This window comes from Streptomyces sp. JW3, from assembly GCF_052216785.1.
Taxonomy (GTDB): domain Bacteria; phylum Actinomycetota; class Actinomycetes; order Streptomycetales; family Streptomycetaceae; genus Streptomyces.
The window spans coordinates 1-23,655 of the sequence record NZ_JBQOUX010000128.1 but is presented as its reverse complement, the minus strand read 5'-3'; the positions used below and the strand labels follow the sequence as shown (position 1 = coordinate 23,655).

The following is a 23,655-nucleotide window of genomic DNA, read 5'->3' as shown; positions in this document are numbered from 1 at the left end:
CCCCCCCCCCCCCCCCCCCCCCCACCGCCTTGTCCGCATACGTTCGTCCCCGCTGCGAGCCGCCGGAGCAACGGCGGCTCCCCATACGGGAGATCGGGAGTGGACGTGCGCATCGGACTACTGACGGAGGGCGGCTACCCGTACGTCAGCGGTGACGCCGGACTCTGGTGCGACCGGCTCGTGCGCGGGCTCGGGCAGCACGAGTTCGACGTCTACGCGCTCAGCCGCGGCGAACGCCAGGAGGACGAGGGGTGGGTCCCGCTGCCGCCGCAGGTCAGCCGCGTACGCACCGCGCCGCTGTGGACGGCCGAGGACGACGGCGTGACCTACGGCAGGCGGGCGCGCAGGCGTTTCGCCCAGTACTGCGGCGACCTCGCCGCCGTCCTGTGCGCCGGGGGGCACGGAGGCCCGCCGGGTACGGCGGAAGACGCCCCGGCCGCCGAGGCGGACCGTTTCGCCAACGCCCTGTACGGGCTTGCCGAACTCGCCCGCGAGGAAGGCGGACTGGTGGGCGCGCTGCGCTCCGAAGCCGCCGTGCGCGCCCTGGAGCACGCCTGTCGCGCGCCCGGCGCCCGGCGGCCCGCGCGCGAGGCCCGTGTCCCGGATCTCCTCGCCGTCGCGGCCCACCTGGAACACGCCCTGCGCCCCCTTTCGCTCGACTGGTACGAGGACGCCGGCCTCGGCGCGGTCGACCTGTGCCATGCCGCGTCCGGTGGCGCGGCCGCCCTGCCCGGCCTCCTCGCCCGGCACTTCTTCGGCGTCCCCCTGCTGGTCACCGAGTACGGGGTGCGGCTGCGCACGCACTACCTGACCGCTCCCGACGCCACGCCCCCCATACGCGCCCTGCTCGCCGCCTTCCACGGCCGGCTCGCCGCCGAGATCTACCGCCGGGCCGCCGTCGTCACGCACGGCAACGCGCACGCCCGCCGCTGGCAGGAGCGCTGCGGAGCCGGCCGCGACAAGCTGCGCACGGTCCACCCGGGCATGGCCGCGGCCGCCTTCACCGAGGTCGGGGAGGCGCCGGGCGGCGCCGCCCCGGACACCCTCGTCTGGGTCGGCCGCGTGGAACCCGCCAAGGACCTGGTGTCCCTGCTGCACGCCTTCGCCGAGATCCGCCGGGCGCGCCCCCGGGCCCGGCTGCGGATCGTGTCCGTCTCCGGTTCCTCGGGTGTCTCGGGTGTTCCCGATGTCCCTGGAGTCTCGGGTGTTTCCGGTGGTGTCGGTGATCCGGGCTTCTCCGGGGACGCGGCCTATCTCGCGCACTGCCGGGGCCTGGCCGCCCAGCTCTTCCCCGACGAGGCGGACGGCCCCCGTGCCGTCGGGCGGAACCCGGTCTCCTTCGAACAGGTCGGCGGGCCGGAACTGCCGTCCGTCGCCGACGCCTACGCCGCCGGTGCCCTGGTCGTCAGCTCCAGCGTGGTCGAGGGGTTCCCGGTCGGACTGGTGGAGGCCATGTTCTGTGGTCGCGCGACGGTGTCCACGGAGGCCGGCGCGGTGGTGGAGGTGATCGGGGGCACCGGTCTGGTCGTACCGCCGCGCAATCCGCGGGCGCTGGCCGAGGGGTGTGTCTCCCTGCTGCGCGACCCCGAGCGCCGTGAGCGCCTGGGCGCCGCCGCGCGCGCCCGCGCACTCGAACTGTTCACCGTGGAGCAGAACACCGCGGCATTCCAGGGCATTTACCTGGAGATCCTCTCCCGCGCTCCGCTCCGCCGGGACCTCCTCGACGCGACCGGCACGCCCCTGCCGTTCGCCGTGCCGGCCGAGGCCCACGTCCCCGGCCCCGGCACCGGTCCCAGTCCTGGCACCGGCTCCGGTCGTGTACGAACCGGCACCGTCTCCCGAACGGTGGCCCGCGGCGGCCCCGGCTGGGCGACGGACGCGCCGGTCCGCGTCGGGGAGGGGGTCCGATGAGCCACCTCGGCGACACGGGCCTGGGCGGTCTCGGGACTCCGAGCAGTCCCGGGGCCTGGGACGAACGCTCGCAGGAATGTCTGACCTCGGCGTCGGAGGCCGTGTCGGTGTCAGTGTCGGAGTCGGTGTCGGTGTCGGTGTCGCGGGGGGCGGCCCGTCCGGGTCCCGCCCGGCGGACCGGCGCGGACCCGGTCAAGGCCCTGATGCACCGCCACCACGACCTGTGCGAACGAGCCGTGGACCCTCTGGAGATCGCGGCGGGCCTGGAGGCCCACGGCGTCACCGACCGGACCGCCGCCCGCTTCCGCCACCGCGACGTCTTCTCCCTCGCCGAGGAGATGTACGCCCGCGTTCCACGCGACGGCGACCGGAACGAGAAAGCTCCGGATCCCGCCATTCCCGCCGACCCCGCCGATGCTCCCGATTCCGCCGATTCCGCCGTTCCCGCCGATCGGGTGGTCGCCGCCGCTGCCCTCCGGCCGGGCATCGGCTGGTTCGTCCTCACCCTGCTGCCCGGTGCCCTGGGCGCGGCGACGGTCGCCGGTCTGCGTCTCACCCACGGGCAGCCGCGCCTGGTCACGGCCGTCGTCGGTGCGCTGGCCGTCGCTCTGGCCGTGCGCGCGCTCCTTCGCCGGGGCCGGCTGCCGGGCGCCGAGGACCACCACAGCGGCGTCTGGGTGCACTGCCTGCTCGGCTACGCCCTCCTGGGCGACGGTCTGCTCGGCGCCGCCCTCCGCGGTGGCCCCGACGGTCTGCCCACCGGCGCCGCCGACGGACCCTGGCCCGTCGCCGTCGCCCCCGTGCTGGCCCTGACCCTGGCCTGCGCACCCGCGGCCTGGTGCACCCGTCTCTTCGCCGTCCACGCCCGCCGCCGACTGGAGAAGAGCCGCGGACTGGATGAGTTCGCCGCCGCCGTACGACCGCTGCTGTTCGGCCTCCTCGTCCTGTTCCTCGGTGCCCTCTCGGCCCTCCTCGCCCTCACCGGCGCGGTCCTGGACCAGCCCGCCGCCCACGCCCAGGGCCTCACCTTGGGCGCCCTCCTGCTGCTGGCCGGTCTCCTCACCGCCCACGGGGCGGGGTACGGGCCGGCGCTCGTCCTCACGGCGGCGGCGACCGCCGAGGCCACCGCGGTGGCCAGCCTCTTCGCCAGCCGGCTGCCCGGCTGCGGGGACCTGGCCGTCCCCGTGGAGACGCTGGTCGCCGCCTGGGGGACCGGAAGCGTGCCGGCCGTGGCGTGCGGCGTCGGAGCCCTGCTCCTGCTGCCGCACGCGACCAGGCGCCTGACGAGAGCCTCGGCCCACGCCCACCCGGAGCCCCGTCGATGAACACGTCCCTGCCTCCCCTCGTCCCGGTCGCCCGGTCGGACAACCCTCCCCGGCCCGCCACCGTGCGCGGCGGGTCGCCCACCGCCCACGGTCCGCCGGGGCGCCCGCCCAGCCGTCCGGTGCCCGCCACCGCGACCACTTCCGCCCTGCCGCCGCTCCCTCCCGGCACCACCCTCGAAGGAGAACCCGACATGACCACCTCCCGACCCGAAGCCTCGGCCCCGGGAGTCGTCCGATGAGAGTCCTGCTGATCGGAGCCAACGGCTACATCGGCCGCTTCGTCGCCGACCGTCTGCTCGCCGACCCGGCCGTCCAGCTCACCGCCCTCGGCCGCGGCGACGACGCCGACGTCCGCTTCGACCTGGCCAGCGGCAGCCCCGGCGCGCTCACCCGTTTCCTCGACGCCGTCCACCCCGGCGTGGTGGTCAACTGCGCCGGCGCCACCCGAGGCGGCGCCCGCGAACTCACCCGGCACAACACCGTCGCCGTCGCCACCGTCTGCGAGGCCCTGCGCCGCAGCGGCTGCGGCGCCCGGCTGGTGCAGATCGGGTGCAGCGCCGAGTACGGCCCCAGCCAGCACGGGTCCTCCACGGCCGAGGACGCCGTGCCCCGCCCCGGCGGGCCCTACGGCGTCAGCAAACTCGCCGCCACCGAACTGGTCCTCGGCTCCGGCCTGGACGCCGTGGTCCTACGGGTCTTCTCCCCGGCCGGACCGGGCACCCCGGCCGGCTCCCCGCTGGGCCGGCTCGCCGAGGCCATGCGTCGCGCCATGCAGTCCGGCGACGGAGAACTGCGCCTCGGCGGCCTCGGCGCCCAGCGCGACTTCGTGGACGTCCGCGACGTCGCCCGCGCCGTGCACGCCGCCTCCCTGTCCGCCGCGCAGGGCGTCATCAACATCGGCTCCGGCCGCGCGGTCCGGCTGCGCGACGCCGCCGCCACCCTGGCCCGGGTGGCCGGCTACGGCGGCGCCCTCCACGAACTCGACGGCCCGCCCGGCGCCCTGCGCCCGGTCATCGGCCATCCCCGGGCCGAGTCCGTCGCCCACCGCACCGACGTGCTCGGCCACCGCGCCGAGACCACCGGCCACCACCGGGCCGACACCGTGGGCCACCGCGTGGACGGCCTCGGCCCCCGGAGCGACGATCACCCGGCACCGGTCGCCTACCCGTACCCGGACGGCTGCGGCAGTTGGCAGCAGGCCGACGTGCGCACCGCCCGCGACCGGCTCGGCTGGCGGCCCCGTATCAACCTCGAGGAGTCCCTCGCGGACATCTGGATGGAGGCCGCGTGCCGTATCTGACCAGTACCAGAACGGGCACCGCGAGCACCGGCGTCCGCACCGGCCTCGGTGTCCCCGGCCTGGCCCACCCCTTGGTCGCGCCCGCCGAGTGGGCGGGCCTCACCCGCCCCGGCACTCCCTTGCACTGGGCCGTCCTCGATGTCGCCGACGGCCCGGGCGCCGCGCCCGACCCGCACTGCCTGGAGGCGGCCGGCCGGCTGCGCAACGCGGGCCATCGCGTGCTCGGCCGGCTCGACACCGCGCACGGCGCCCGCCCCTTCGGCGAACTGGTCGCCGACGCACACCGGTATCTCGACTGGTACCGGACCGACGGCTTCCTCCTGGACCGCTGCCCCGGCCAGCGGCACGCGCTCCCCGCCGTCCGCCGCGCGGTCGCCACGCTGCGGGCGGTCCGTGACGATGCCCACATCGTCCTCGGCCACGACACCCACCCGTATCCCGGCTACGCCGACAACGCCGACCAACTGGTCACCTTCCGCGGCTCCTGGAGCGACTACCGCTGGTCCCAAGTGGCCGAGTGGACCGCCGACCACCCGCCCGAGCGCTTCTGCCACCTCGTCCACGGTGTGCCCGGCCCGCACCTCGACGAGGCCCTGCGTCTCGCCCGCTGGCAGGGCGCCGCGACCGTCTGGTTCACCGACCGCACCGACCGCGCCGACCACCGAGGACGCGTCGACGCGAGCCCCTGGGAGACGATGCCCGGCTACTGGGACGACATCGTCTCGCGCATCGGGACAGGTGTCTCGGAATGAAAAAGGCCGTGGCAGTGTTACGGGGGAACAACCATCGATTAACCGACCAACGGAGTCCCCGTGTCGCTGCCACCCCTGGTCGAGCCAGCCGCTGAGCTCACCGTAGACGAGGTCCGCAGGTACTCCCGCCACCTGATCATCCCCGACGTCGGGATGGACGGGCAGAAGCGGCTGAAGAACGCCAAGGTGCTCGCCGTGGGCGCCGGCGGCCTGGGTTCGCCGGCGTTGATGTACCTGGCCGCCGCGGGCGTGGGCACCCTCGGCATCGTGGAGTTCGACGAGGTCGACGAGTCGAACCTGCAGCGCCAGATCATCCACAGCCAGGCCGACATCGGCCGCTCCAAGGCCGAGTCGGCGCGTGACACCGTCAAGGGCATCAACCCGTACACGAACGTGATCCTTCACGAGGAGCGGCTCGAAGCCGAGAACGTGATGGAGATCTTCAGCCAGTACGACCTGATCGTCGACGGCACGGACAACTTCGCCACCCGTTACCTGGTCAACGACGCCTGTGTGCTGCTGAACAAGCCGTACATCTGGGGTTCGATCTACCGCTTCGACGGCCAGGCCTCCGTCTTCTGGTCCGAGCACGGCCCCTGCTACCGCTGCCTCTACCCGGAGCCCCCGCCCCCCGGCATGGTCCCCTCCTGCGCCGAGGGCGGCGTGCTGGGCGTGCTGTGCGCGTCCATCGGCTCCATCCAGGTCAACGAGGCCATCAAGCTGCTCGCGGGCATCGGCGAGCCGCTGGTCGGCCGCCTGATGATCTACGACGCCCTGGAGATGCAGTACCGCCAGGTCAAGGTCCGCAAGGACCCCGACTGCGCGGTCTGCGGCGAGAACCCCACCGTCACCGAGCTCATCGACTACGAGGCCTTCTGCGGCGTCGTCTCCGAGGAGGCCCAGGAGGCGGCGGCCGGTTCGACGATCACTCCCAAGCAGCTCAAGGAGTGGATCGACGACGGCGAGAGCATCGAGATCATCGACGTCCGCGAGCAGAACGAGTACGAGATCGTCTCGATCCCGGGCGCGCGGCTGATCCCGAAGAACGAGTTCCTCATGGGCACCGCCCTGGAGAGCCTCCCGCAGGACAAGAAGATCGTCTTGCACTGCAAGACGGGTGTCCGCAGCGCGGAGGTCCTCGCGGTGCTGAAGTCCGCGGGCTTCTCGGACGCCGTGCACGTCGGCGGCGGCGTGATCGGCTGGGTCAACCAGATCGAGCCGGACAAGCCCGTCTACTGAGCCACGGCCGGCCAGGCCGGCAACGTCTCCCGAATGGCGGGGGTCTCGCGCGCCGCAGGTGCCCGGGGCCCCCGCCGTCGCCGTCACGAGCAGGTCTTGCCGTCCCGTGGCACCGTCCCGTCCAGGAGATAGGCGTCGACCGTGGAGTCGACGCAGTCGCTCCCGCTGCCGTACGCACCGTGCCCCTCGCCCTTCCAGGTGAGCATCACACCGACGTCCGCGCCCAGCTCGTCCGCCATCTTGCGGGCCCCCTCGTAGGGCGTCGCCGGGTCGCCGGTGTTGCCGACCACCAGGACCGGCGCCGCTTTGGCCGCGCCGACCTCGGGTGTCTCGTACTGCCCGGCCACCGGCCAGTCGTGGCACCACCCGGCGGTGTCCCAGCCCAGGAAGGCGCCGAACACCGGGGAGATCTCCTCGAACTCCGGCAGCAGCTTCTTTGTCTCCGCCAGGGTCGGCCGCTCCTTGTCGTCCAGGCACGATATGACCCGTTGGGAGTGGGTGGCCGTGCCGTAGTGCCCCGACGCGTCACGCTCGTTGTAGCCGTCGGCGAGCGCCAGCAGCTCCGAGCCGTCGCCCTCCTCGGCCACCGACAGCGCGCTGGTCAGCGCCGGCCAGCTGTCCTTGCTGTACAGCGGCAGCACGATTCCGGTGAGCGCCAGGGTCTGGGTCAGCTTTCTGCCGGACGAGGACGTGGGCAGCGGCTCGGCGTCGAGCCGTGCCAGCAGGTCGGCGATCTTTTGCGAACCCTGCTCGGGATCCTGCCCGGTGGACCGGAGGTAGTCGTCCAGCGCGCGCTGGAAGCCCCTGGCCTGGTGCTCGGCGTGGCCGATGGTGTCGGCGGTCGGGTCGACCACCGCGTCCAGGACCATGCGCCCCACCTTCTCGGGGAACAGGTGGGCGTAGACGCCGCCGAGTTCGGTGCCGTAGGAGATGCCGAAGTAGTGCATCTTTTGGTCGCCCAGCACCTGGCGCATCAGGTCCATGTCGCGGGCGGTGTCCGTGGTCGAGACGTGGGCCAGCAGCTTCCCGGCGGTCCGCTCGCAGCCCTCGGCGAAGTCGGCGGCGTCCGCCAGGTACGCCTGCTCCTCGGCCGCGGTGTCGGGCGTGACGTCCACCGTCGACTCGGCGGCCTGGATCTCCTCGTCGTCGCGGCAGCGGACGCCCTCGCTGGCGGCCACTCCGCGCGGGTCCCAGCTGACCAGGTCGTACCGCTCGTGCAGGGAGGAGGCGAGGGAGGCGTACGACGGCATCGTGGCGACGCCCGAGCCGCCGGGGCCGCCGAAGTTGAACAGCAGCGAGCCGGCCCGCCGGTCGCCGGTGGCCTCGGAGCGGATCAGCGCCAGCCCCATCCGCTCGCCGTCCGGTTTCGCCCAGTCCACCGGCACCTGGAGCGTGGCGCACCGCCATTCGCTGCCCGGCGCCGGGGCGTCGTCGGTGGCCTCGCAGCGGCCCCAGTCCAGCCGCTGGGACGTCAGAGATCCCCCGGCGGTCTTGCCGCCCCCGCTGTCCCCGCCGCCCGAGCTGTCCTTGCCGTCCTCTGACGAACTCCCGCTGCACGCCGCCAGCAGCAGCCCGGCGGCGGCCAGCGAAGCCGTCCACCGTACCTGCCGCGACCGTGTGTACCGCCCCATGCGCGCTCCCCCTGACGGGCCGTCCGCGCCGTGCGGCGGATGGCTGTCATGCCATGGTAGGGGGAGTGCCCGAAGGCCGCTGCGGCCTGTGGATAACGCTTTGACCTGCCGGTTCACTTGACCTTGGGGTGGTGCGGCGGGCTCAGGAGCAGACCGTCCCGGCCTTCGGCGTCCGGCCGTTGAGCAGATAGCCGTCGACCGCCTCGCGCACGCAGGTGTTCTTGCTGTCGTAGGCGCCGTGGCCCTGGCCCCTGTAGGTCAGCTCGACGCCGACGCCCTCGCCCAGCGCGTCCACCATCTTGCCCGCGCCCTCGTAGGGCGTGGCGGGGTCGCCGGTGTTGCCGACGACCAGGATCGGCGGGGCGCCCGGCGCGCTGACGTCGGGGTGGTCGGCGGCGCCGGCCACCGCCCAGTCGGTGCAGCTGATCATGGACCAGGCGAGATAGTCGCCGAACAGCGGCGAGGCTGCGCGGAACTGAGGCAGCTTCTTCTGCACGTCCGCGGCGTCGTACCGCGGCTTGTCGTCGGCGCAGTTGATGGAGATGTTGGCCGCGGTGATGTTGCTGTACTCGCCGTTCTCCCCGCGCCCGTTCAGCGCGTCCGACAGCGCCATCAGGATCCGGCCGTCACCGTCGTACGCTTGCTCCAGGCCCTCGGTGAGGTACTCCCAGAGGTCCTGCGAGTACAGGGACTGCGCGATGCCGCTGGTGGCGGCGGTCTGGGTGAGTTCGCGCGGGGAGATGCCGGGAATCGGTGTGCGGTCGAGTTCCTTCAGCAGTGCGGCGATGCGGTTCTTGACGTCCTGGGCGGTGTCTCCGACGGGGCAGTCCTCGGTCTGGGAGACGCAGTTCTCGGCGTAGTTGTCGAGGGCCCGCTGGAAGCCCTTGGCCTGGCCGAGCGAGCTCTGTTCGGCGTCCTGGGTCGGGTCGACGACGGCGTCGAAGACGGCTCGGCCCACCTTCTTGGGGAACAGGTGGGCGTAGACGCCGCCGAGTTCGGTGCCGTAGGAGATGCCGAAGTAGTGCAGCTTGTCGTCGCCCAGCACCTTTCGCATCAGGTCCAGGTCGCGGGCGGCGTCGGTGGTGGCGACGTGCGGCAGCATCTTCTTCGAGTTCTTCTCGCAGGCCGCGTTGAACTTCTTGTTGCTGTCCACCAGTCCGGTGCGCTCGGCGGCGTCGTCCGGGGTGGCGTCCTGCTGGAAGTAGCTGTCGAGCTGCTGGTCGTCCAGGCACTCCACGGGGGCACTGCGTCCGACGCCGCGCGGGTCGAAACTGACCAGGTCGTAGCGGGTGCGCAGCTTGGTGTAGTCGGAGCCGAAGGAGGGCAGCGTGGTGACGCCCGAGCCGCCCGGGCCGCCGAAGTTGAAGACCAGCGACCCGATTCGCTGACCGGCGGCGCCACTGGCCTTGGCCCGGATCAGCGCGATGCCGATCGTGTCGCCGTCGGGGTCGTCCCAGTCGAGCGGGGCTCGCATGGTGGCGCACTGCCAGGCGCCGCCGTCCGGCAGCGGTGAGGGAGCCGCGCCGCCGCCCTGCGCCTGGGAGGGCGCCGGGCAGTCCTGCCAGGAGAGCTTCTGCTGCGTCACGTCCCCGCTCTCGTCCGCCGCGCTGTCGCCGCAGCCGGCCAGCAGGGAGGACAGCAGGGCGACGGTGACGGCGGGGGCGGCGGCACGCAGCCGGGCGGGATTCGGCATGTCCCCATCGTGCGGCGGCACCGGGCGGGACGCTCGGGGCACGGGCCGTACGAGGTACGGCGGCCTGCTCGCGCCGGTCGGGTCGTACGAGGTACGGCGGCCTGCTCGCGCCGGTCGGGCCGTACGAGGTACGGCGGCCTGCTCGCGTCACTCGGCGGAGCGCCGCTCCAGCGCCTGCCGCGGAGCGCCCCCACAGGGCTGCTTCGCGTCACTCGGCGCAGCGCCCCCCCCAGCGCATGCCGCGGAGCGCCCTACAGGGCCTGTTTCCGGGTCAGGTGGTTGAAGGCCAGCCAGCCCGGCAGCACCGGCAGCCACAGGGTCAGCAGCCGGTAGAGCAGCACCGCAGGCGCGGCGACCTCCTTGGGCAGGCCCACGGCGATCAGACCCAGCGTCAGGGTCGCCTCCACCGCGCCCACGCCGCCGGGGGTCGGCGCCGCGGAGCCCAGCGCGTTGCCCGCGAGGAAGACGACGGCGACGCTGGCCAGGCTGATCGACGTCGACTCGTCGCCGAACGCGCGGATCGAGGCGTCCAGGCACATCACGAAGCAGGCGGTGAGCAGCAGCATGCCGCCGATGCCGGTGACCAGCTTCTGCGGGCGCTGGAGCACGTCCAGCATGCGCGGTACGACACCTGCGAAGAGTGAGCGCACGCGCGTGACGACGAATTTCCGCAGGAAGGGCACCGAGGTGACCACCAGCACCAGGACCGCCACCGTCAGCAGGCCCGCGATGACCGTCCGGGAGGGCGACAGCGAGGGCGTCTTCTCGGTGCCGGTCAGATAGCCGAAGGACAGCAGCATCAGGATGTGACAGCCGAGCCCGAACAGCTGCGACGCGCCGACGCTCGCCACCGCGAGCCCGGGGCGCACTCCGGCGCGTTGGAGGAAGCGGGTGTTCAGCGCCACGCCGCCGACCGCCGCGGGCGCGATGATCTTGACGAAGGACCCGGCGACCTGCGCGGCCACGGTCCGCAGGAACGGCACCCGCTCCGGCACGAACCCGAGCAGGGACATCGCCGCGGCCACGTAGCTCACCGCCGAGAACAGCACGGCCGCGACGACCCAGCCCCACTCTGCGTTGCTGATCAGCGGTCCGAACTCGATGTGGGTGAGCTGGGTCAGCAGGAAGTACGCGCCGATCGCGCCGGCGATGAAGCTGATCAGGGTGCGCGGCCGGATCCGCTCCAGGCGGGCCGGCTCGACCGGCGCCTGTGGCCTGATCCGCAGCACCTGGTGGCGGATCTGGGTGAGCAGATCTTCCTCACGCGCCTCGTCCATGGCCTCGTCCAGGGCCCGCTTCTCGGCCCGCTGCTCCGCGCGCTCCAACTTCTTGTCCGGCTTGCCGGGTTTGTCGAGTCTGACGGCCGTGGCGCCCGTACCGTCGCCGCCCGCAGCCTCCACCCGGGCCTGCTTGGCCTGCCGGGACGCCTCCAGGACGGCCTCGCGTTCGCGCTCGGAGCGTTCCCGGGCGAGTCTGCGCAGCGTCGCGCGGGTGGAGCGGCTCAGCGCGATCGGCTGGAGCATCGGCAGACAGTCCGCCACCGCGTCCGGGCCGAGCGCGCCCACCGCCGAGGCCACCGCGCGCTCGGCCCCCACCCGCAGGCCGAGCGTCACCAGCAACTGGGAGATGTCCATGCGCAGCAGCAGGTCGCCCGCGGCGATCTCGCCGGTGCGCAGGTCCGTGATGGTCACCGTGCCGGAACGATCCACCAGAATCGCGTCGCCGACCAGCCTGCGGTGCGCGATCCGCCGGGACTGGAGGGCCCGGACCTGCTCCCAGGTGTCGCGCAGCAGGCCGTCGGTGATCTCCTCGTCCGCCAGCGTGTCCAGGGAGCGGCCGCCGGTGTGCTCGTAGACGAGCATCACGGCGTCCGGGCCCAGTTCCGAGGTGGCGATCAGCTTGGGGGCGTTGGCGCCGGCCGCGATCGCCGCGTAGGCCAGCAGCGCCTCCTGCTCCAGCGCCTGGCGCAGCGACTGGAGGCTGCTGCGGGTGGCGAAGCCGCGCAGCGTCAGATTGCGCCACGCGCGGTAGAAGAAGCCCTGCGCCTGCTGCTCGCGGTCGACCACCGTGACGTCCAGTGGCGGGCCGTCCTCCAGGGTGACGAAGTACCGCCGGCCGCGGTCGCCGGTCTCCAGGGTGTCCGACGAGGTGTCCTCGCGCGAGGCGGTCACCGGACGGAAGCCGACCGTCATCAGGCCCGCCATCAGCGTCCGCCCGGTGGGCCGCGCGTTGGGCGAGCCGACCGCGTACAGCGTGCCGTAGGCCACGGTCCAGCCGATGAGCACCGTCAGGACGATCGAGAACGGCGTCGTGTAGCCGGTGACGAGCATGGAGAAGGCGTCCAGGAGCAGCACGATCCACAGCACCGCGCGCCACCGCGGCCTGCGGGACATGCCCACCGCCGTCATGTACGCGATGACCGGCGCCAGATAACCGTGCACCGGGTCGGTGAGGGCGTGGATGTCACCGGGCGAGGGCTGGGTGAGCGCCTCCTGGATGGAGCCGGGCGCGGCCTTGGCGACCCACAGGTCGGTGGCGAGCGTCACTCCGTGGGCGAGTACGGCGGCCAGGACGCCGTCGGCGATCCGCAGCCCGTCGCGTTTGATCAGCCGCTCGATCGCGAAGGCGACCGGGACCAGCAGGATCGCGATGCTGGAGGCCAGTCCCGCGATCTTGATCAGCAGATCGGGTGCCTGTCCGGTGCCCTTGTTGATGTCCTGTTCGAGGCCCGAGGTGGTGCCGTGGGCGAACGCGGCGACGGCGAGCAGGACGGCGACGGCGAGCACGCCCACCAGGAGCCGCATCAGGTCGGACGGACGGTGCACCCGCGCGGGCAGAAGCGGTTCGTCGCCCTCCACCTCGTCGATGTGCGCGGTGTCCGCCGGGTCACCGTCCGGGGCGGTGCTCCCGGTGCCCCCCTTGCCGCCGGCGGCACCGGGGCGCGACGAAGCGCCGGAGGAACCCCGCGTGCCGCCGGGTCGCACACCCTGCTGCTTCATCGTCTCTTCTTGCTCTCGTATCACTGGTCACCGCCCGCACGATGGTGGCATGCCGCACCGACACACGGGGGCATCAGGGTGGATCAGGGCGGACTCGCGGGCCGCACAGTCTGCCCGAAGCGCCGCCCCCGGGCGAGGGACCCGGACCGCCCGCGCGAGCGCGTCGCGGTGTCGGTGGGGTGCGGCAGTATGGGGCGGATGAGCGAGGAAAGTCTTCCGGACGGTGCCCGTCCAGAGCCCGCGGCGGCGCTGCCCGAGTACGCCGAGCGGGTCCTGGAGGTCACCGAGCTGATCCCGCCGGGACGCGTGATGACCTACGGGGACGTCGCCGAGTGGCTGGAGGAGGGCGGTCCCCGGCAGGTCGGCCGGGTGATGTCCCTCTATGGCGGCGTGGGAGTCCCCTGGTGGCGTGTGGTCCGCGCCGACGGGGTGCTGCTGGCGGGCCACGAACAGGAGGCGCTCGGCCGGTACCGGGTGGAGGGGACGCCCCTGAAGGAGGCGGGCCGGGCCGCGGACGACCACCTGCCGCGCATCGACATGAGACGGGCGCGGTGGGACGGCGGCGAGCACGCGCAGGGTCACACCTGACAGCTTCGGCCATCGGACGCCCCGAGGGGGGACCGGTGATCCGTACGAGGGAATCGGGGCAGAACCGGCACGTCGGTGGCATGACGTACGTTCGAGGGGCACGGGACATCCGCGTCGCGGGTGGCGGGAGGGAAGAAGCGGAAGCCCTGCTTCCCGTCCGTGCGGCGGCGTAGCGTCGGCTGCGCGTGTCCCGTTCACCCCGCGCCCACCGCCCCTTCCCCGTCCACCGTCCATCCCACGCCCACCGCCCGCCCCGCGCGGCGGTCGTCCCACCAGCACACCCACCAGGACCGGCGAACCACGTGAGCTCCTCTTCCTCCCTCAGGCACCCGTCGCACCCTCAGGTGCGCCCGGGGGCCCGTGGCGCTTACCGACTGGTTCGTACCCCGCCCCCGCGCGAGGACCCCCCTCTCCTGGACGCCGCCCAGCGCGCGGTGGTTGACCACCGCACCGGTCCGCTGCTCGTCCTCGCGGGCCCCGGCACCGGCAAGACCACCACGCTGGTCGAATCCGTCGCCGCGCGGATCGCCCGCGGCGCCGACCCTGAACGCATCCTCGTGCTGACCTTCAGCCGCAAGGCCGCCGTCGAACTGCGCGACCGCATGGCACGGCGCACGGGAGCCGCGCGCGCCCCGCGCGCGACCACGTTCCACTCCTTCAGCTACGCCCTGGTCCGCGCCCACCAGGACAGCGAGCTGTTCGTCGAGCCGCTGCGGTTGCTGTCCGGCCCCGAGCAGGACGTGACCGTCCGTGAGCTGCTGGCCGGCCAGACCGACCTCGAACGGCTCGGCCTGACCCATGTGCGCTGGCCCGACGAACTGCGCGCCTGCCTGACCACCCGGGGCTTCGCCGACGAGGTCCGCGCGGTGCTCGCCCGCAGCCGCGAGCTGGGCCTCGGCCCGGACGCCCTGGCGGACTTCGCCCGCCGCATCGGCCGCCCCGACTGGCGGGCCGCCGCCGTCTTCCTCGCCGAGTACCTCGACGTGCTCGACCTCCAGGGAGTCCTCGACTACGCCGAACTCGTCCACCGCGCGGTGCTCCTCGCCCAGCGCGGCGAGGTCGCCGAACGGCTCGCCGGGCAGTACGACGCCGTCTACGTCGACGAGTACCAGGACACCGACCCGGCCCAGGTACGGCTGCTGCACGCGCTGGCGGGCGGCGGCCGCACCCTGGTGGCACTCGGCGACCCCGACCAGTCGATCTACGCGTTCCGCGGCGCGGACGTGGGCGGCATCCTGGACTTCCCGCACGCCTTCCCGCGCGCGGACGGCCCCCCGGCCCCGGTACGGGTGCTGCGCACCGCCCGCCGCTCCGGCGCCGCCCTGCTGGCCGCCACCCGGCTGCTGACCCGGCGCATGCCGCTCACCCGCCTGCCCGCCGACCAGGTGCGCGCCCACCGCGAGCTCGCCCCGGTACGGGACGGCGGCCAGGTCGAGGTGTACACGTACCCGACGGCCGGTACGGAGCTGGACAACGTCGCCGACATCCTGCGCCGGGCCCGGCTGGAGGACGGCGTCCCCTGGAGCGAGATGGCCGTCCTGGTGCGGGCCGGCTCCCGCACCCTCCCGGCGGTCCGCCGCGCCCTCACCTCGGCCGGCGTCCCGGTCGACGTGGACGGCGACGACCTGCCCCTGCGCCACGAGCCGGCGGTGGCGCCGCTGCTGACGGCACTGCGGGCGGTGGCCGCGGCCGAGGCGGGGCCCATGTCGGGGACGGCGGGGACGGCGGGGGCAGTGGGGACACCGGAGGCACCCGAGGCACCGGAGGCACCCGAGGCACCGGAGGCACCGGAGGAACCCGAGGCACCGGAGGCACCGGAGGCACCGGAGACACCGGAAACGAAGGAGACAACGGGGACGGCGGAAACGGTGGGGCCGGCAGGGACACCGGAGACACCGAGGACAGCGGGTGCGCGGGCCGCCGGTGGTTCCGGTGCGCGCGAGGCGTGCTGGCTGGACACCGAGACCGCGCTCACCCTGCTCAGCTCCCCCCTCGCCGGCATGGACGCCGCCGACCTGCGCCGCCTCGGCCGGGCCCTGCGCGAGGAGGAGCGGGCCGCCGGCAACGCGCTGCCGCCCCCCTCGGACGAACTGCTCGCCCGGGCCCTGGCCGAACCGGAGCGGCTGGCCGTGCACGACCCGGCGTACGCGCGGGGCGCGCAACGCCTGGGCGCGCTGCTGCGCACGGCCCGGGAGTGCCTGGCGGGCGGCGGTACGGCCGAGGAGGCGCTCTGGGAGCTGTGGGCGGGCACTCCGTGGCCCGGCCGCCTGGAGCGGGCCGCCCGGCGCGGCGGCGCCGCCGGCCGCAACGCCGACCGCGACCTGGACGCCGTATGCGCCCTGTTCGCGACCGCCGCGCGCGCCGAGGAGCGCACCGGCGGCCGGGGCGCCCTGAACTTCCTGGAGGAGGTCGAGGCCGAGGACATCGCCGCCGACACCCTCGCGCGGCGGGCCGTGCGCCCCGACGCGGTACGCCTGATGACCGCGCACCGCGCCAAGGGCCTCCAGTGGCGGCTGGTCGTGGTCGCCGGTGCCCAGGAGGGGCTCTGGCCCGACCTGCGGCGCCGCGGCTCCCTGTTGGAGGCCGACCGGATCGGCCGGGACGGACTCGCCGAGCCGCTCACGCCCGGTGCGCTGCTCGCCGAGGAACGCCGGCTGTTCTACGTGGCCGCCACCCGCGCGCGGGACCGCCTGGTCGTCACGGCCGTCAAGGCACCGGCCGACGACGGCGACCAGCCCTCCCGGTTCCTGACCGAGCTGGGCGTCGAACCCAAGGACGTCACCGGCCGCCCGCGCCGCCCGCTGTCGGTGGCCGCCCTGGTCGCCGAGTTGCGCGCCACCACCGTGGACCCGCGCGTCTCCGACGCCCTGCGGGAGGCCGCCGCGCGCCGGCTGGCCCGGCTGGCCGCCCTCAGCGACGACGAGGGCCGCCCCCTGGTGCCCGCCGCGCACCCCTACCGCTGGTGGGGCATGTTCGAACCGACCGAGTCCAAGGTGCCGCTGCGCGACCGCGACCAGCCCGTCGTGCTCTCCGGCAGCGCGCTCGACCAGCTCGCGAACACCTGCGCGCTCCAGTGGTTCCTCGGCCGCGAGGTGAAGGCCGACGCCCCCGCGACCACCGCCCAGGGCTTCGGCAACGTGGTGCACGTCCTCGCCGACGAGGTCGCCTCCGGGCACACCCCCGCCGACCTCGACGTGCTCATGGAACGGCTGGACTCGGTGTGGAACGCGCTCGCCTTCGACGCGCCCTGGAAGTCGGAGCAGGAGAAGGCGCACGCGCGCGTGGCGCTCGAACGCTTCCTGAAGTGGCACGTCATGGACCGCGCCGGACGCACGCCGGTGGCCAGCGAGCACGACTTCGACGTCACGCTCGCGGCGGGCGACTACGAGGTGCGCATCCGCGGCCAGCTGGACCGGGTGGAGGCCGACGGCGACGGCCGCGCCTACGTCGTCGACTTCAAGACCGGCAAGCAGGCGCCCAGCTCCGCCGAGGTGGTCCGCCACCCGCAGCTCGCCGTCTACCAGCTCGCCGTCCGGGAGGGCGCCGTCGACGAGGCGTTCGACGGCGTACGCCCCGAGCCGGGCGGCGCCGAACTGGTCCAGCTCCGGCAGGGCGCCGCCAAGCGGGACGGCGGGGAGACGCTCCCCAAGGTGCAGGCCCAGGAGCCACTGGCGGGACCGGAGGGCGAGTGGGTCGGCGACCTGCTGGCCACGGCCGCGGGCAAGGTCCTCGACGAACGGTTCACGCCGACCTCGGGCCAGCACTGCGCGCACTGCGCCTTCCGCGCCTCGTGCAGCGCCCGTCCCGAGGGACGGCACGTAGTCGAGTGACTCATCGCACCACACCCGTTGACCTGCGCTTCTTCCGCCCCGGACGACCGATCCGGTCCCGGCTGTCAGTGGCCGCCGCTAGCCTTTCGACATGCCCGCCCGTATCACCGATCCCGAGCAGCTCAAGGAGCTCCTCGGCATCCCCTTCACCCCGGAGCAGACGGCCTGCATCACCGCGCCGCCCGCCCCGCAGGTGATCGTGGCCGGAGCCGGTTCCGGCAAGACGACGGTGATGGCGGCGCGCGTGGTCTGGCTGGTCGGCACCGGCCAGGTCGCCCCCGAACAGGTGCTCGGTCTCACGTTCACCAACAAGGCCGCCGGCGAACTCGCCGAGCGCGTCCGCAAGGCGCTGGTCAAGGCAGGCGTCACCGACCCCGACGCGATCGACCCGGACCACCCGCCGGGCGAGCCGGTGATCTCCACGTACCACGCCTTCGCCGGCCGGCTGCTGGCCGACCACGGCCTGCGCATCGGCCTGGAGCCGGCTTCCCGGCTGCTCGCCGACGCCACCCGCTACCAGCTCGCCGCGCGGGTGCTGCGCGAGGCCCCCGGCTTCTATCCGGCGCTGACCCGCTCCTTCCCCGACCTGGTCGGCGACCTCCTCACCCTCGACTCCGAGCTCTCCGAACACCTGGTACGCCCCGAGCGGCTGCGCACCTGGGACGCCGAGCTCCTGGAGACGCTCCAGGGCGCCAAACTCACCAACGCCGACCTGCGCAAGGTCCCCGAGGCCGCCGCCGCCCGGCGCGAACTGGCCGGCCTGGTGATCCGTTACCGGTCCGCCAAACGCGACCGCGACCTGCTCGACTTCGGCGACCAGATCGCCCTGTCCGCCCAGCTCGCCCAGCTCCCCGAGGTGGGCCGGCTGCTGCGCGAGGAGTTCCGGGTCGTGCTGCTCGACGAGTACCAGGACACCTCGGTGGCCCAGCGCGTCCTGCTGGCGGGTCTGTTCGGCGGCGGCACCGGCCACCCCGTGACCGCAGTCGGTGACCCATGCCAGGCGATCTACGGCTGGCGCGGCGCCTCCGTCGCCAACCTCGACGACTTCCCCGAGCACTTCGCCCGCGCCGACGGCCGCCCCGCCGTGCGCCAGTCGCTCAGCGAGAACCGCCGCAGCGGCGGCCGCCTCCTAGACCTCGCCAACGGCCTCGCCACCCCGCTGCGCGCCATGCACGCGGGCGTGGCGGCACTGCGCCCGGCCCCCGGCGCCGAACGCGACGGCACCGTCCGCTGCGCCCTGCTGCCCACCCACGCCGAGGAGCTGGACTGGCTCGCCGACTCCATCGCCCACCTGGTACGGACCGGGACGGCGCCCGGCGAGATCGCCGTCCTGTGCCGCACGGCCACCGACTTCGCCGACATCCAGGGCGCCCTGGTGTCCCGGGACGTCCCCGTCGAGGTCGTCGGCCTCTCCGGGCTGCTGCACCTGCCCGAGGTGGCCGACCTGGTCGCCGTCTGCGAAGTCCTCCAGGACCCCGGCGCCAACGCCGCCCTGGTCCGGCTGCTCACCGGGCCGCGCTGGCGCATCGGCCCGCGCGACCTCGCCCTGCTGGGGCGCCGCGCCCGCCGGCTCGTCGCGCACGCGCGCGTGGCGGGCGACGACGACCCCGACCGGCGGCTCGCCGAGGCCGTCGAGGGCGTCGACCCGGCGGAGGTGATATCGCTCGCGGACGCGCTGGACACCTTCCTGGAGACGCCCCTGTACGGGGCCGACGGCGGCGGGGACGACGACGGACTGCCGTTCTCGCCCGACGCGCGCGTACGGTTCGCCCGCCTGGCCACCGAGCTGCGCGACCTGCGCCGCTGTCTCGCCGACCCGCTGATGGACGTACTGCACCGGGTCCTCGCCGTCACCGGCCTGGAGGTGGAGCTGTCGGCGTCCCCGAACGCGCTGGCCGCCCGGCGCCGCGAGACCCTGTCCAACTTCCTGGACGTCGCCGCCTCCTTCGCCGCCGGGGACAACGCGGCGTCCCTGCTCGCCTTCCTGGGCTTCCTGCGCACCGCGGCCCAGTACGAGAAGGGACTCGACAACGCCCTGCCCGGCGGCGAGAACACCGTCAAGGTGCTCACCGCGCACAAGTCCAAGGGCCTGGAATGGGACGTCGTCGCCGTCCCCGGCCTGGTCACCGGCACCTTCCCCAGCACCCAGGGCCGCGAGAAGTGGACCGCCCAGGGCAAGGTCCTGCCGCACCGGCTGCGCGGCGACGCCGACACCCTCCCGGACGTCGGCGCCTGGGACTCCCGCGGCCTGAAGGACTTCCACGAGGCCATGAAGGAGCACCAGCACACCGAGGAGCTCCGCCTCGGCTACGTCACCTTCACCCGCCCCCGCTCCCTGCTCCTGGGCTCCGGCCACTGGTGGGGCCCCAGCCAGAAGAAGCCCCGCGGACCGTCCGACTTCCTCCAGGCCCTGTACGACCACTGCGCGGCCGGACACGGCGAGATCGAGTCCTGGGCGGACCGGCCCGCCGAGGACGAGGAGAACCCCGCCCTGCACCGCGCGGACACCGACCAGGCGTGGCCGCTGCCCCTGGACGAGACGGCCCTCGCCCGCCGCCGGACGGCCGCCGAGACGGTGCTGGCACACCTGGAGCGCCTCGCCGCCGCCGGGAACGCTGGCGAACCCGGGAAGGCCGGGGAGCCCGGGGGCGCCCGCCCCGCCGCCGTGCACGACCCGGACACCTACGACGACCCCGACTGGCCACCGCCTCCGGAGGACGACGAGCCTCCCTATGACGCCCATGACGCCTATGACGCCCATGACGCCTACGGCGAGCCGCCCTACGACGATCCCGCCTTCGACGGCGACTCGTTCCTGGGCGCGGACGCTCCGGCCCCCGACGAGCACGCCGCCGTCCCTGGCACGCACGCCCCGCCCCCCGCTGCGCAGGCCCCCGACGAGCACACCGTCCCCCACCATGCCCCGCCCCCCGAGCCGATCACCGGCCCCGACGCCCCCCGCCTCCACCCGCAGGACGCCGCACCGCGCGGGGAGACGTTTCTCACTCCGGAGGAAGCCCGCGCCGTCGCCTCCTGGGACCGCGATCTCGACGCCCTCGCCGGCGAGCTGCTGCGCGCGCGGGAGGCCGTCACCGACGTACCGCTGCCCGCCTCGCTGACCGCCACCCAGCTGCTGCGGCTGGCCGCCGACCCCGACGGCCTCGCCCAGGAGCTGGCCCGCCCGATGCCCCAGCCGCCCCGGCCCGCCGCCCGCCGCGGCACCCGCTTCCACGCCTGGGTCGAGTCCCGCTTCGAAGAGCTGACCCTGCCCCTGCTGGAACCCGACGAGCTGCCCGGCGGCGACGCCGAGATCACCGGCGAACAGGACCTGGCCGCCCTCAAGGAGGCCTTCGAACGCACCCCGTACGCGCACCGCACCCCGTACCGCGTCGAGGCCCCCTTCCAGTTCGCCGTCGCCGGCCGGGTCGTGCGAGGCCGTATCGACGCCGTCTACAAGGAGGGCGACGGGGCCGGTGCCAGGTACGAGATCGTCGACTGGAAGACCTCCCGCACCCACTCCGCGGACCCGCTCCAGCTCGCCGTGTACCGCCTGGCCTGGGCCGAGCAGCAGGGCGTACCGCTCACCTCGGTGACAGCCGCGTTCCTGTACGTGCGCACCGGCGAGGTGGTGCGCCCGGACGGCCTGCCGGACCGCGCCGCCCTGGAGAGACTGCTGCTCGACGGGTCGTACGGTGACGAACCGCACGGTCAGGGTGTCGGTGCGGGCCAGTAGGCTCGGGAGTATGAGCAAGCCCGTTGACAGTGCCGTCAGCGCCGTCCGCACGTACCTGGACCGCCACCGCGCCGCCTTCCTCGACGACCTGGCCGAGTGGCTGCGCATCCCGTCGGTCTCCGCCCAGCCCGGGCACGCGCCGGACGTACGCCGCAGCGCCGACTGGCTCGCCGCCAAGCTGACGCAGACCGGGTTCCCGACCGCCGAGGTCTGGGAGACGCCCGGCGCCCCCGCCGTCTACGCCGAGTGGCCGGCCGGCGACCCCGCGGCGCCCACGGTCCTGGTCTACGGACACCACGACGTACAGCCCGCCGCCCGCGAGGACGGCTGGTCGAGCGACCCCTTCGAGCCCGTCGTCCGCGCCAACCGGCTGTACGCGCGCGGGGCGGCCGACGACAAGGGACAGGTGTTCTTCCACACCCTCGGCGTCCGCGCCCACCTCGCCGCCACCGGCCGCACCGCCCCCGCCGTCACCCTGAAGCTGCTGATCGAGGGCGAGGAGGAGTCCGGCTCCCCGCACTTCCGGGCCCTCGTCGAGGAGCACGCCGGGCGGCTCGCCGCCGACGCCGTGATCGTCTCCGACACCGGCATGTGGGCCGCGGACACCCCCACGGTGTGCACCGGCATGCGCGGCCTGGCCGAGTGCGAGATCCGGCTGTACGGCCCCGACCAGGACATCCACTCAGGTTCCTTCGGCGGCGCCGTGCCCAACCCGGCCACCGAGGTGGCCCGCCTGGTCGCGGCCCTGCACGACGAGCACGCGCGCGTGGCGATCCCCGGCTTCTACGACGGGGTGATCGAGCTGACCGACCGCGAGCGCGAACTCTTCGCCGAGCTGCCCTTCGACGAGCAGCGCTGGCTGGAGACGGCCAAGTCCCGCGCCGCCCACGGCGAGGCCGGGCACACCACCCTGGAGCGGATCTGGGCCCGCCCCACCGCCGAGGTCAACGGCATCGGCGGCGGCTACCAGGGCCCCGGCAGCAAGACGATCATCCCGTCCTCGGCGATGGTGAAGCTCTCCTTCCGCCTCGTCGCCGGCCAGGACCCCGACCACGTGGCGAAGGCCGTCCGCGGCTGGGTCGCCGGGCGGATCCCGCCGGGCATCCGCTGCGAGATCGAGTTCACCCCCGCCACCCGCCCGTGCCTGACGCCGCTGGACCACCCGGCTCTCCGATCCGTCGTCCGGGCCATGGAACGCGCCTTCGACCAGCCGGTCCGCTTCACCCGCGAGGGCGGCTCCGGACCCGCCGCCGACCTGCAGGACGTCCTCGGGGCCCCGGTGCTCTTCCTGGGCATCTCCGTCCCGTCCGACGGCTGGCACGCCCCCGACGAGAAGATCGAGCTCGACCTGCTCTTCAAGGGCGTGGAGACCTCCGCGCACCTGTGGAGCGACCTGGCGGCACACTGGCGGCACGGCCCCTGACCGATGCCGCCGCACCGTCCGGACCGGCCGCCGCGCGGGGCACACTGGAAGGGCCCGAACCGCCGGGCCCGCCCGGCCCCGATCGCCGTCCGCCACCCGGCACGCGCCGCCCCAGACCCGCCGAACCGTCCGCCGAACCACTGACCGCCGTACCGGGGGAGTTGGAAGCACCTGTGACCATCTGGACCGACCGCACCGCCGAACGTCCCATCTCGCTCACCGCGCCGAGCGGTGTCGACCGCGCCGCGCACCACCGCCTCGACGAGGCATGGCTCGCCGCCGCGTGGAGCCATCCCTCCACGCGCTGTTTCGTGGTCTCCGGCGGTCAGGTCCTCCTCGACGAGACGCCGGACGGGCGTACCGAACTCGTCATGACCCCCTCCTTCGAGGCCCCGCTCACCGAGGCGCACCGCTACTTCCTCGGCACCGACGAGGACGGCGTGAGCTACTTCGCGCTCCAGAAGGACTCGCTGCCCGGCCGCATGGACCAGTCCGCGCGCCCGGCCGGCCTGCGGGAGGCGGGCCTGCTGCTCTCCCCGCGCGACGCCGGCCTGATGGTGCACGCGGTGGGCCTGGAGAACTGGCAGCGCACCCACCGTTTCTGCTCCCGCTGCGGCGAGCGCACCGCCATCGCCGCGGCCGGCCACATCCGCCGCTGCCCGGCCTGCGGCGCCGAGCACTACCCGCGCACCGACCCGGCCGTGATCATGGCCGTGATCGACGACAGCGACCGCATCCTGCTCGGCCGCCAGGTGCACTGGCCCGAGGGCCGCTTCTCGACGCTCGCGGGCTTCGTGGAGCCCGGTGAGTCCATCGAGCAGTCGGTGCGCCGCGAGGTCCAGGAGGAGGCCGGCATCACGGTCGGCCCGGTCGAGTACGTCGCCAGCCAGCCCTGGCCGTTCCCGTCCAGCCTGATGCTCGGCTTCATGGCCCGGGCCGTCTCCACCGACATCACCGTCGACGGCGACGAGATCCACGAGGCCCGCTGGTTCTCCCGCGACGAACTGAGCGCCGCGTTCGACTCCGGCGAGGTCCTGCCGCCCTACGGCATCTCGATCGCCGCCCGCCTGATCGAACTCTGGTACGGCAAGCCGCTGCCCACCCGCGGCTTCGTCTGAGCCGCGGCCGGACACGGCTGAGGGGGCCGTCCCGCCCGGACACTGTTGGTAAATGGTCCGGTCCCTGTGCGTGACGTCGGCCTTCATCGCCTGGTTGTGGGTGGTGAAGGCCG

Annotated in this window: 13 protein-coding genes; 10 read left to right on the top strand and 3 right to left on the bottom strand. The window is 74.0% G+C overall.

Annotation, left to right across the window (positions count from 1 at the left end):
• Positions 1-105: 105 nt before the first annotated feature.
• The 5 genes from ACTT8P_RS33590 to moeZ all read left to right on the top strand — a co-directional run bounded on the left by ACTT8P_RS33590 (position 106) and on the right by moeZ (position 6,527).
• Positions 106-1,911 carry a DUF3492 domain-containing protein gene (locus tag ACTT8P_RS33590; RefSeq protein WP_442835574.1) on the top strand — a complete coding sequence of 602 codons (1,806 nt, stop codon included), beginning with the start codon at positions 106-108 and terminating at the stop codon, positions 1,909-1,911.
• The gene (locus ACTT8P_RS33585) at positions 1,908-3,236 is read left to right on the top strand and encodes a hypothetical protein (protein WP_442835573.1); all 1,329 of its coding nucleotides are present in this window, start codon (positions 1,908-1,910) and stop codon (positions 3,234-3,236) included. Before ACTT8P_RS33590 ends, ACTT8P_RS33585 begins: the two co-directional genes overlap by 4 nt.
• A 235-nt stretch (positions 3,237-3,471) precedes the next feature.
• Complete coding sequence (locus ACTT8P_RS33580; protein ID WP_442835572.1) at positions 3,472-4,536, top strand: NAD-dependent epimerase/dehydratase family protein; 1,065 nt, start codon at positions 3,472-3,474, stop codon at positions 4,534-4,536.
• The gene (locus ACTT8P_RS33575) at positions 4,524-5,288 is read left to right on the top strand and encodes a spherulation-specific family 4 protein (RefSeq protein WP_442835571.1); all 765 of its coding nucleotides are present in this window, start codon (positions 4,524-4,526) and stop codon (positions 5,286-5,288) included. The genes ACTT8P_RS33580 and ACTT8P_RS33575 overlap by 13 nt, the downstream gene beginning before the upstream one ends.
• Before the next feature lie 60 nt (positions 5,289-5,348).
• Entirely contained in the window at positions 5,349-6,527 is a 1,179-nt protein-coding gene (moeZ, locus tag ACTT8P_RS33570; protein WP_442835570.1) for an adenylyltransferase/sulfurtransferase MoeZ, read from the top strand.
• An 83-nt stretch (positions 6,528-6,610) separates the two neighbouring features.
• Here the strand turns inward: moeZ and ACTT8P_RS33565 are convergent, their stop codons facing one another.
• From ACTT8P_RS33565 to ACTT8P_RS33555, 3 genes are all read right to left on the bottom strand, one after another.
• On the bottom strand, positions 6,611-8,158 hold the full coding sequence (locus ACTT8P_RS33565; protein WP_442835569.1) for an alpha/beta hydrolase: 1,548 nt from the start codon (positions 8,156-8,158) through the stop codon (positions 6,611-6,613).
• 142 nt (positions 8,159-8,300) lie between these two features.
• On the bottom strand, positions 8,301-9,851 hold the full coding sequence (locus ACTT8P_RS33560; protein WP_442835568.1) for an alpha/beta hydrolase: 1,551 nt from the start codon (positions 9,849-9,851) through the stop codon (positions 8,301-8,303).
• Between the two features lie 251 nt (positions 9,852-10,102).
• Positions 10,103-12,850: a lysylphosphatidylglycerol synthase domain-containing protein gene (locus ACTT8P_RS33555; protein WP_442835567.1), complete on the bottom strand. Its 2,748-nt coding sequence runs from the start codon at positions 12,848-12,850 to the stop codon at positions 10,103-10,105.
• 198 nt (positions 12,851-13,048) lie between these two features.
• Here ACTT8P_RS33555 and ACTT8P_RS33550 point away from each other — a divergent pair, with 198 nt between their 5' ends.
• The 5 genes from ACTT8P_RS33550 (at position 13,049) to nudC (ending at position 23,542) form a co-directional block, all read left to right on the top strand.
• Positions 13,049-13,438 (top strand): MGMT family protein, encoded by a 390-nt coding sequence (locus tag ACTT8P_RS33550; protein ID WP_442835566.1) that lies wholly within the window; start codon positions 13,049-13,051, stop codon positions 13,436-13,438.
• Between the two features lie 302 nt (positions 13,439-13,740).
• Positions 13,741-17,268, top strand: coding sequence for an ATP-dependent helicase (locus tag ACTT8P_RS33545; RefSeq protein ID WP_442835565.1), 3,528 nt, complete (start codon positions 13,741-13,743; stop codon positions 17,266-17,268).
• Positions 17,269-17,359: 91 nt separating this feature from the next.
• Complete coding sequence (locus ACTT8P_RS33540; RefSeq protein WP_442835564.1) at positions 17,360-21,001, top strand: UvrD-helicase domain-containing protein; 3,642 nt, start codon at positions 17,360-17,362, stop codon at positions 20,999-21,001.
• A 10-nt stretch (positions 21,002-21,011) separates the two neighbouring features.
• Positions 21,012-22,424 carry a dipeptidase gene (locus ACTT8P_RS33535; protein WP_442835563.1) on the top strand — a complete coding sequence of 471 codons (1,413 nt, stop codon included), beginning with the start codon at positions 21,012-21,014 and terminating at the stop codon, positions 22,422-22,424.
• 173 nt (positions 22,425-22,597) lie between these two features.
• A complete protein-coding gene (gene nudC, locus ACTT8P_RS33530) occupies positions 22,598-23,542 on the top strand; it encodes an NAD(+) diphosphatase (protein WP_442835562.1) in 945 nt (314 codons plus the stop codon).
• The last annotated feature ends 113 nt before the right edge of the window (positions 23,543-23,655 follow it).

Bases quoted from the DNA above. Each gene is read 5' to 3' on its own strand.
- ACTT8P_RS33585 (WP_442835573.1), top strand. From the start codon at position 1,908: ATGAGCCACCTCGGCGACACGGGCCTGGGCGGTCTCGGGACTCCGAGC.
- ACTT8P_RS33580 (WP_442835572.1), top strand. From the start codon at position 3,472: ATGAGAGTCCTGCTGATCGGAGCCAACGGCTACATCGGCCGCTTCGTC.
- ACTT8P_RS33565 (WP_442835569.1), bottom strand. From the start codon at position 8,158: ATGGGGCGGTACACACGGTCGCGGCAGGTACGGTGGACGGCTTCGCTG.
- ACTT8P_RS33560 (WP_442835568.1), bottom strand. From the start codon at position 9,851: ATGCCGAATCCCGCCCGGCTGCGTGCCGCCGCCCCCGCCGTCACCGTC.
- ACTT8P_RS33555 (WP_442835567.1), bottom strand. From the start codon at position 12,850: ATGAAGCAGCAGGGTGTGCGACCCGGCGGCACGCGGGGTTCCTCCGGC.
- ACTT8P_RS33550 (WP_442835566.1), top strand. From the start codon at position 13,049: ATGAGCGAGGAAAGTCTTCCGGACGGTGCCCGTCCAGAGCCCGCGGCG.
- ACTT8P_RS33540 (WP_442835564.1), top strand. From the start codon at position 17,360: ATGCCCGCCCGTATCACCGATCCCGAGCAGCTCAAGGAGCTCCTCGGC.
- ACTT8P_RS33535 (WP_442835563.1), top strand. From the start codon at position 21,012: ATGAGCAAGCCCGTTGACAGTGCCGTCAGCGCCGTCCGCACGTACCTG.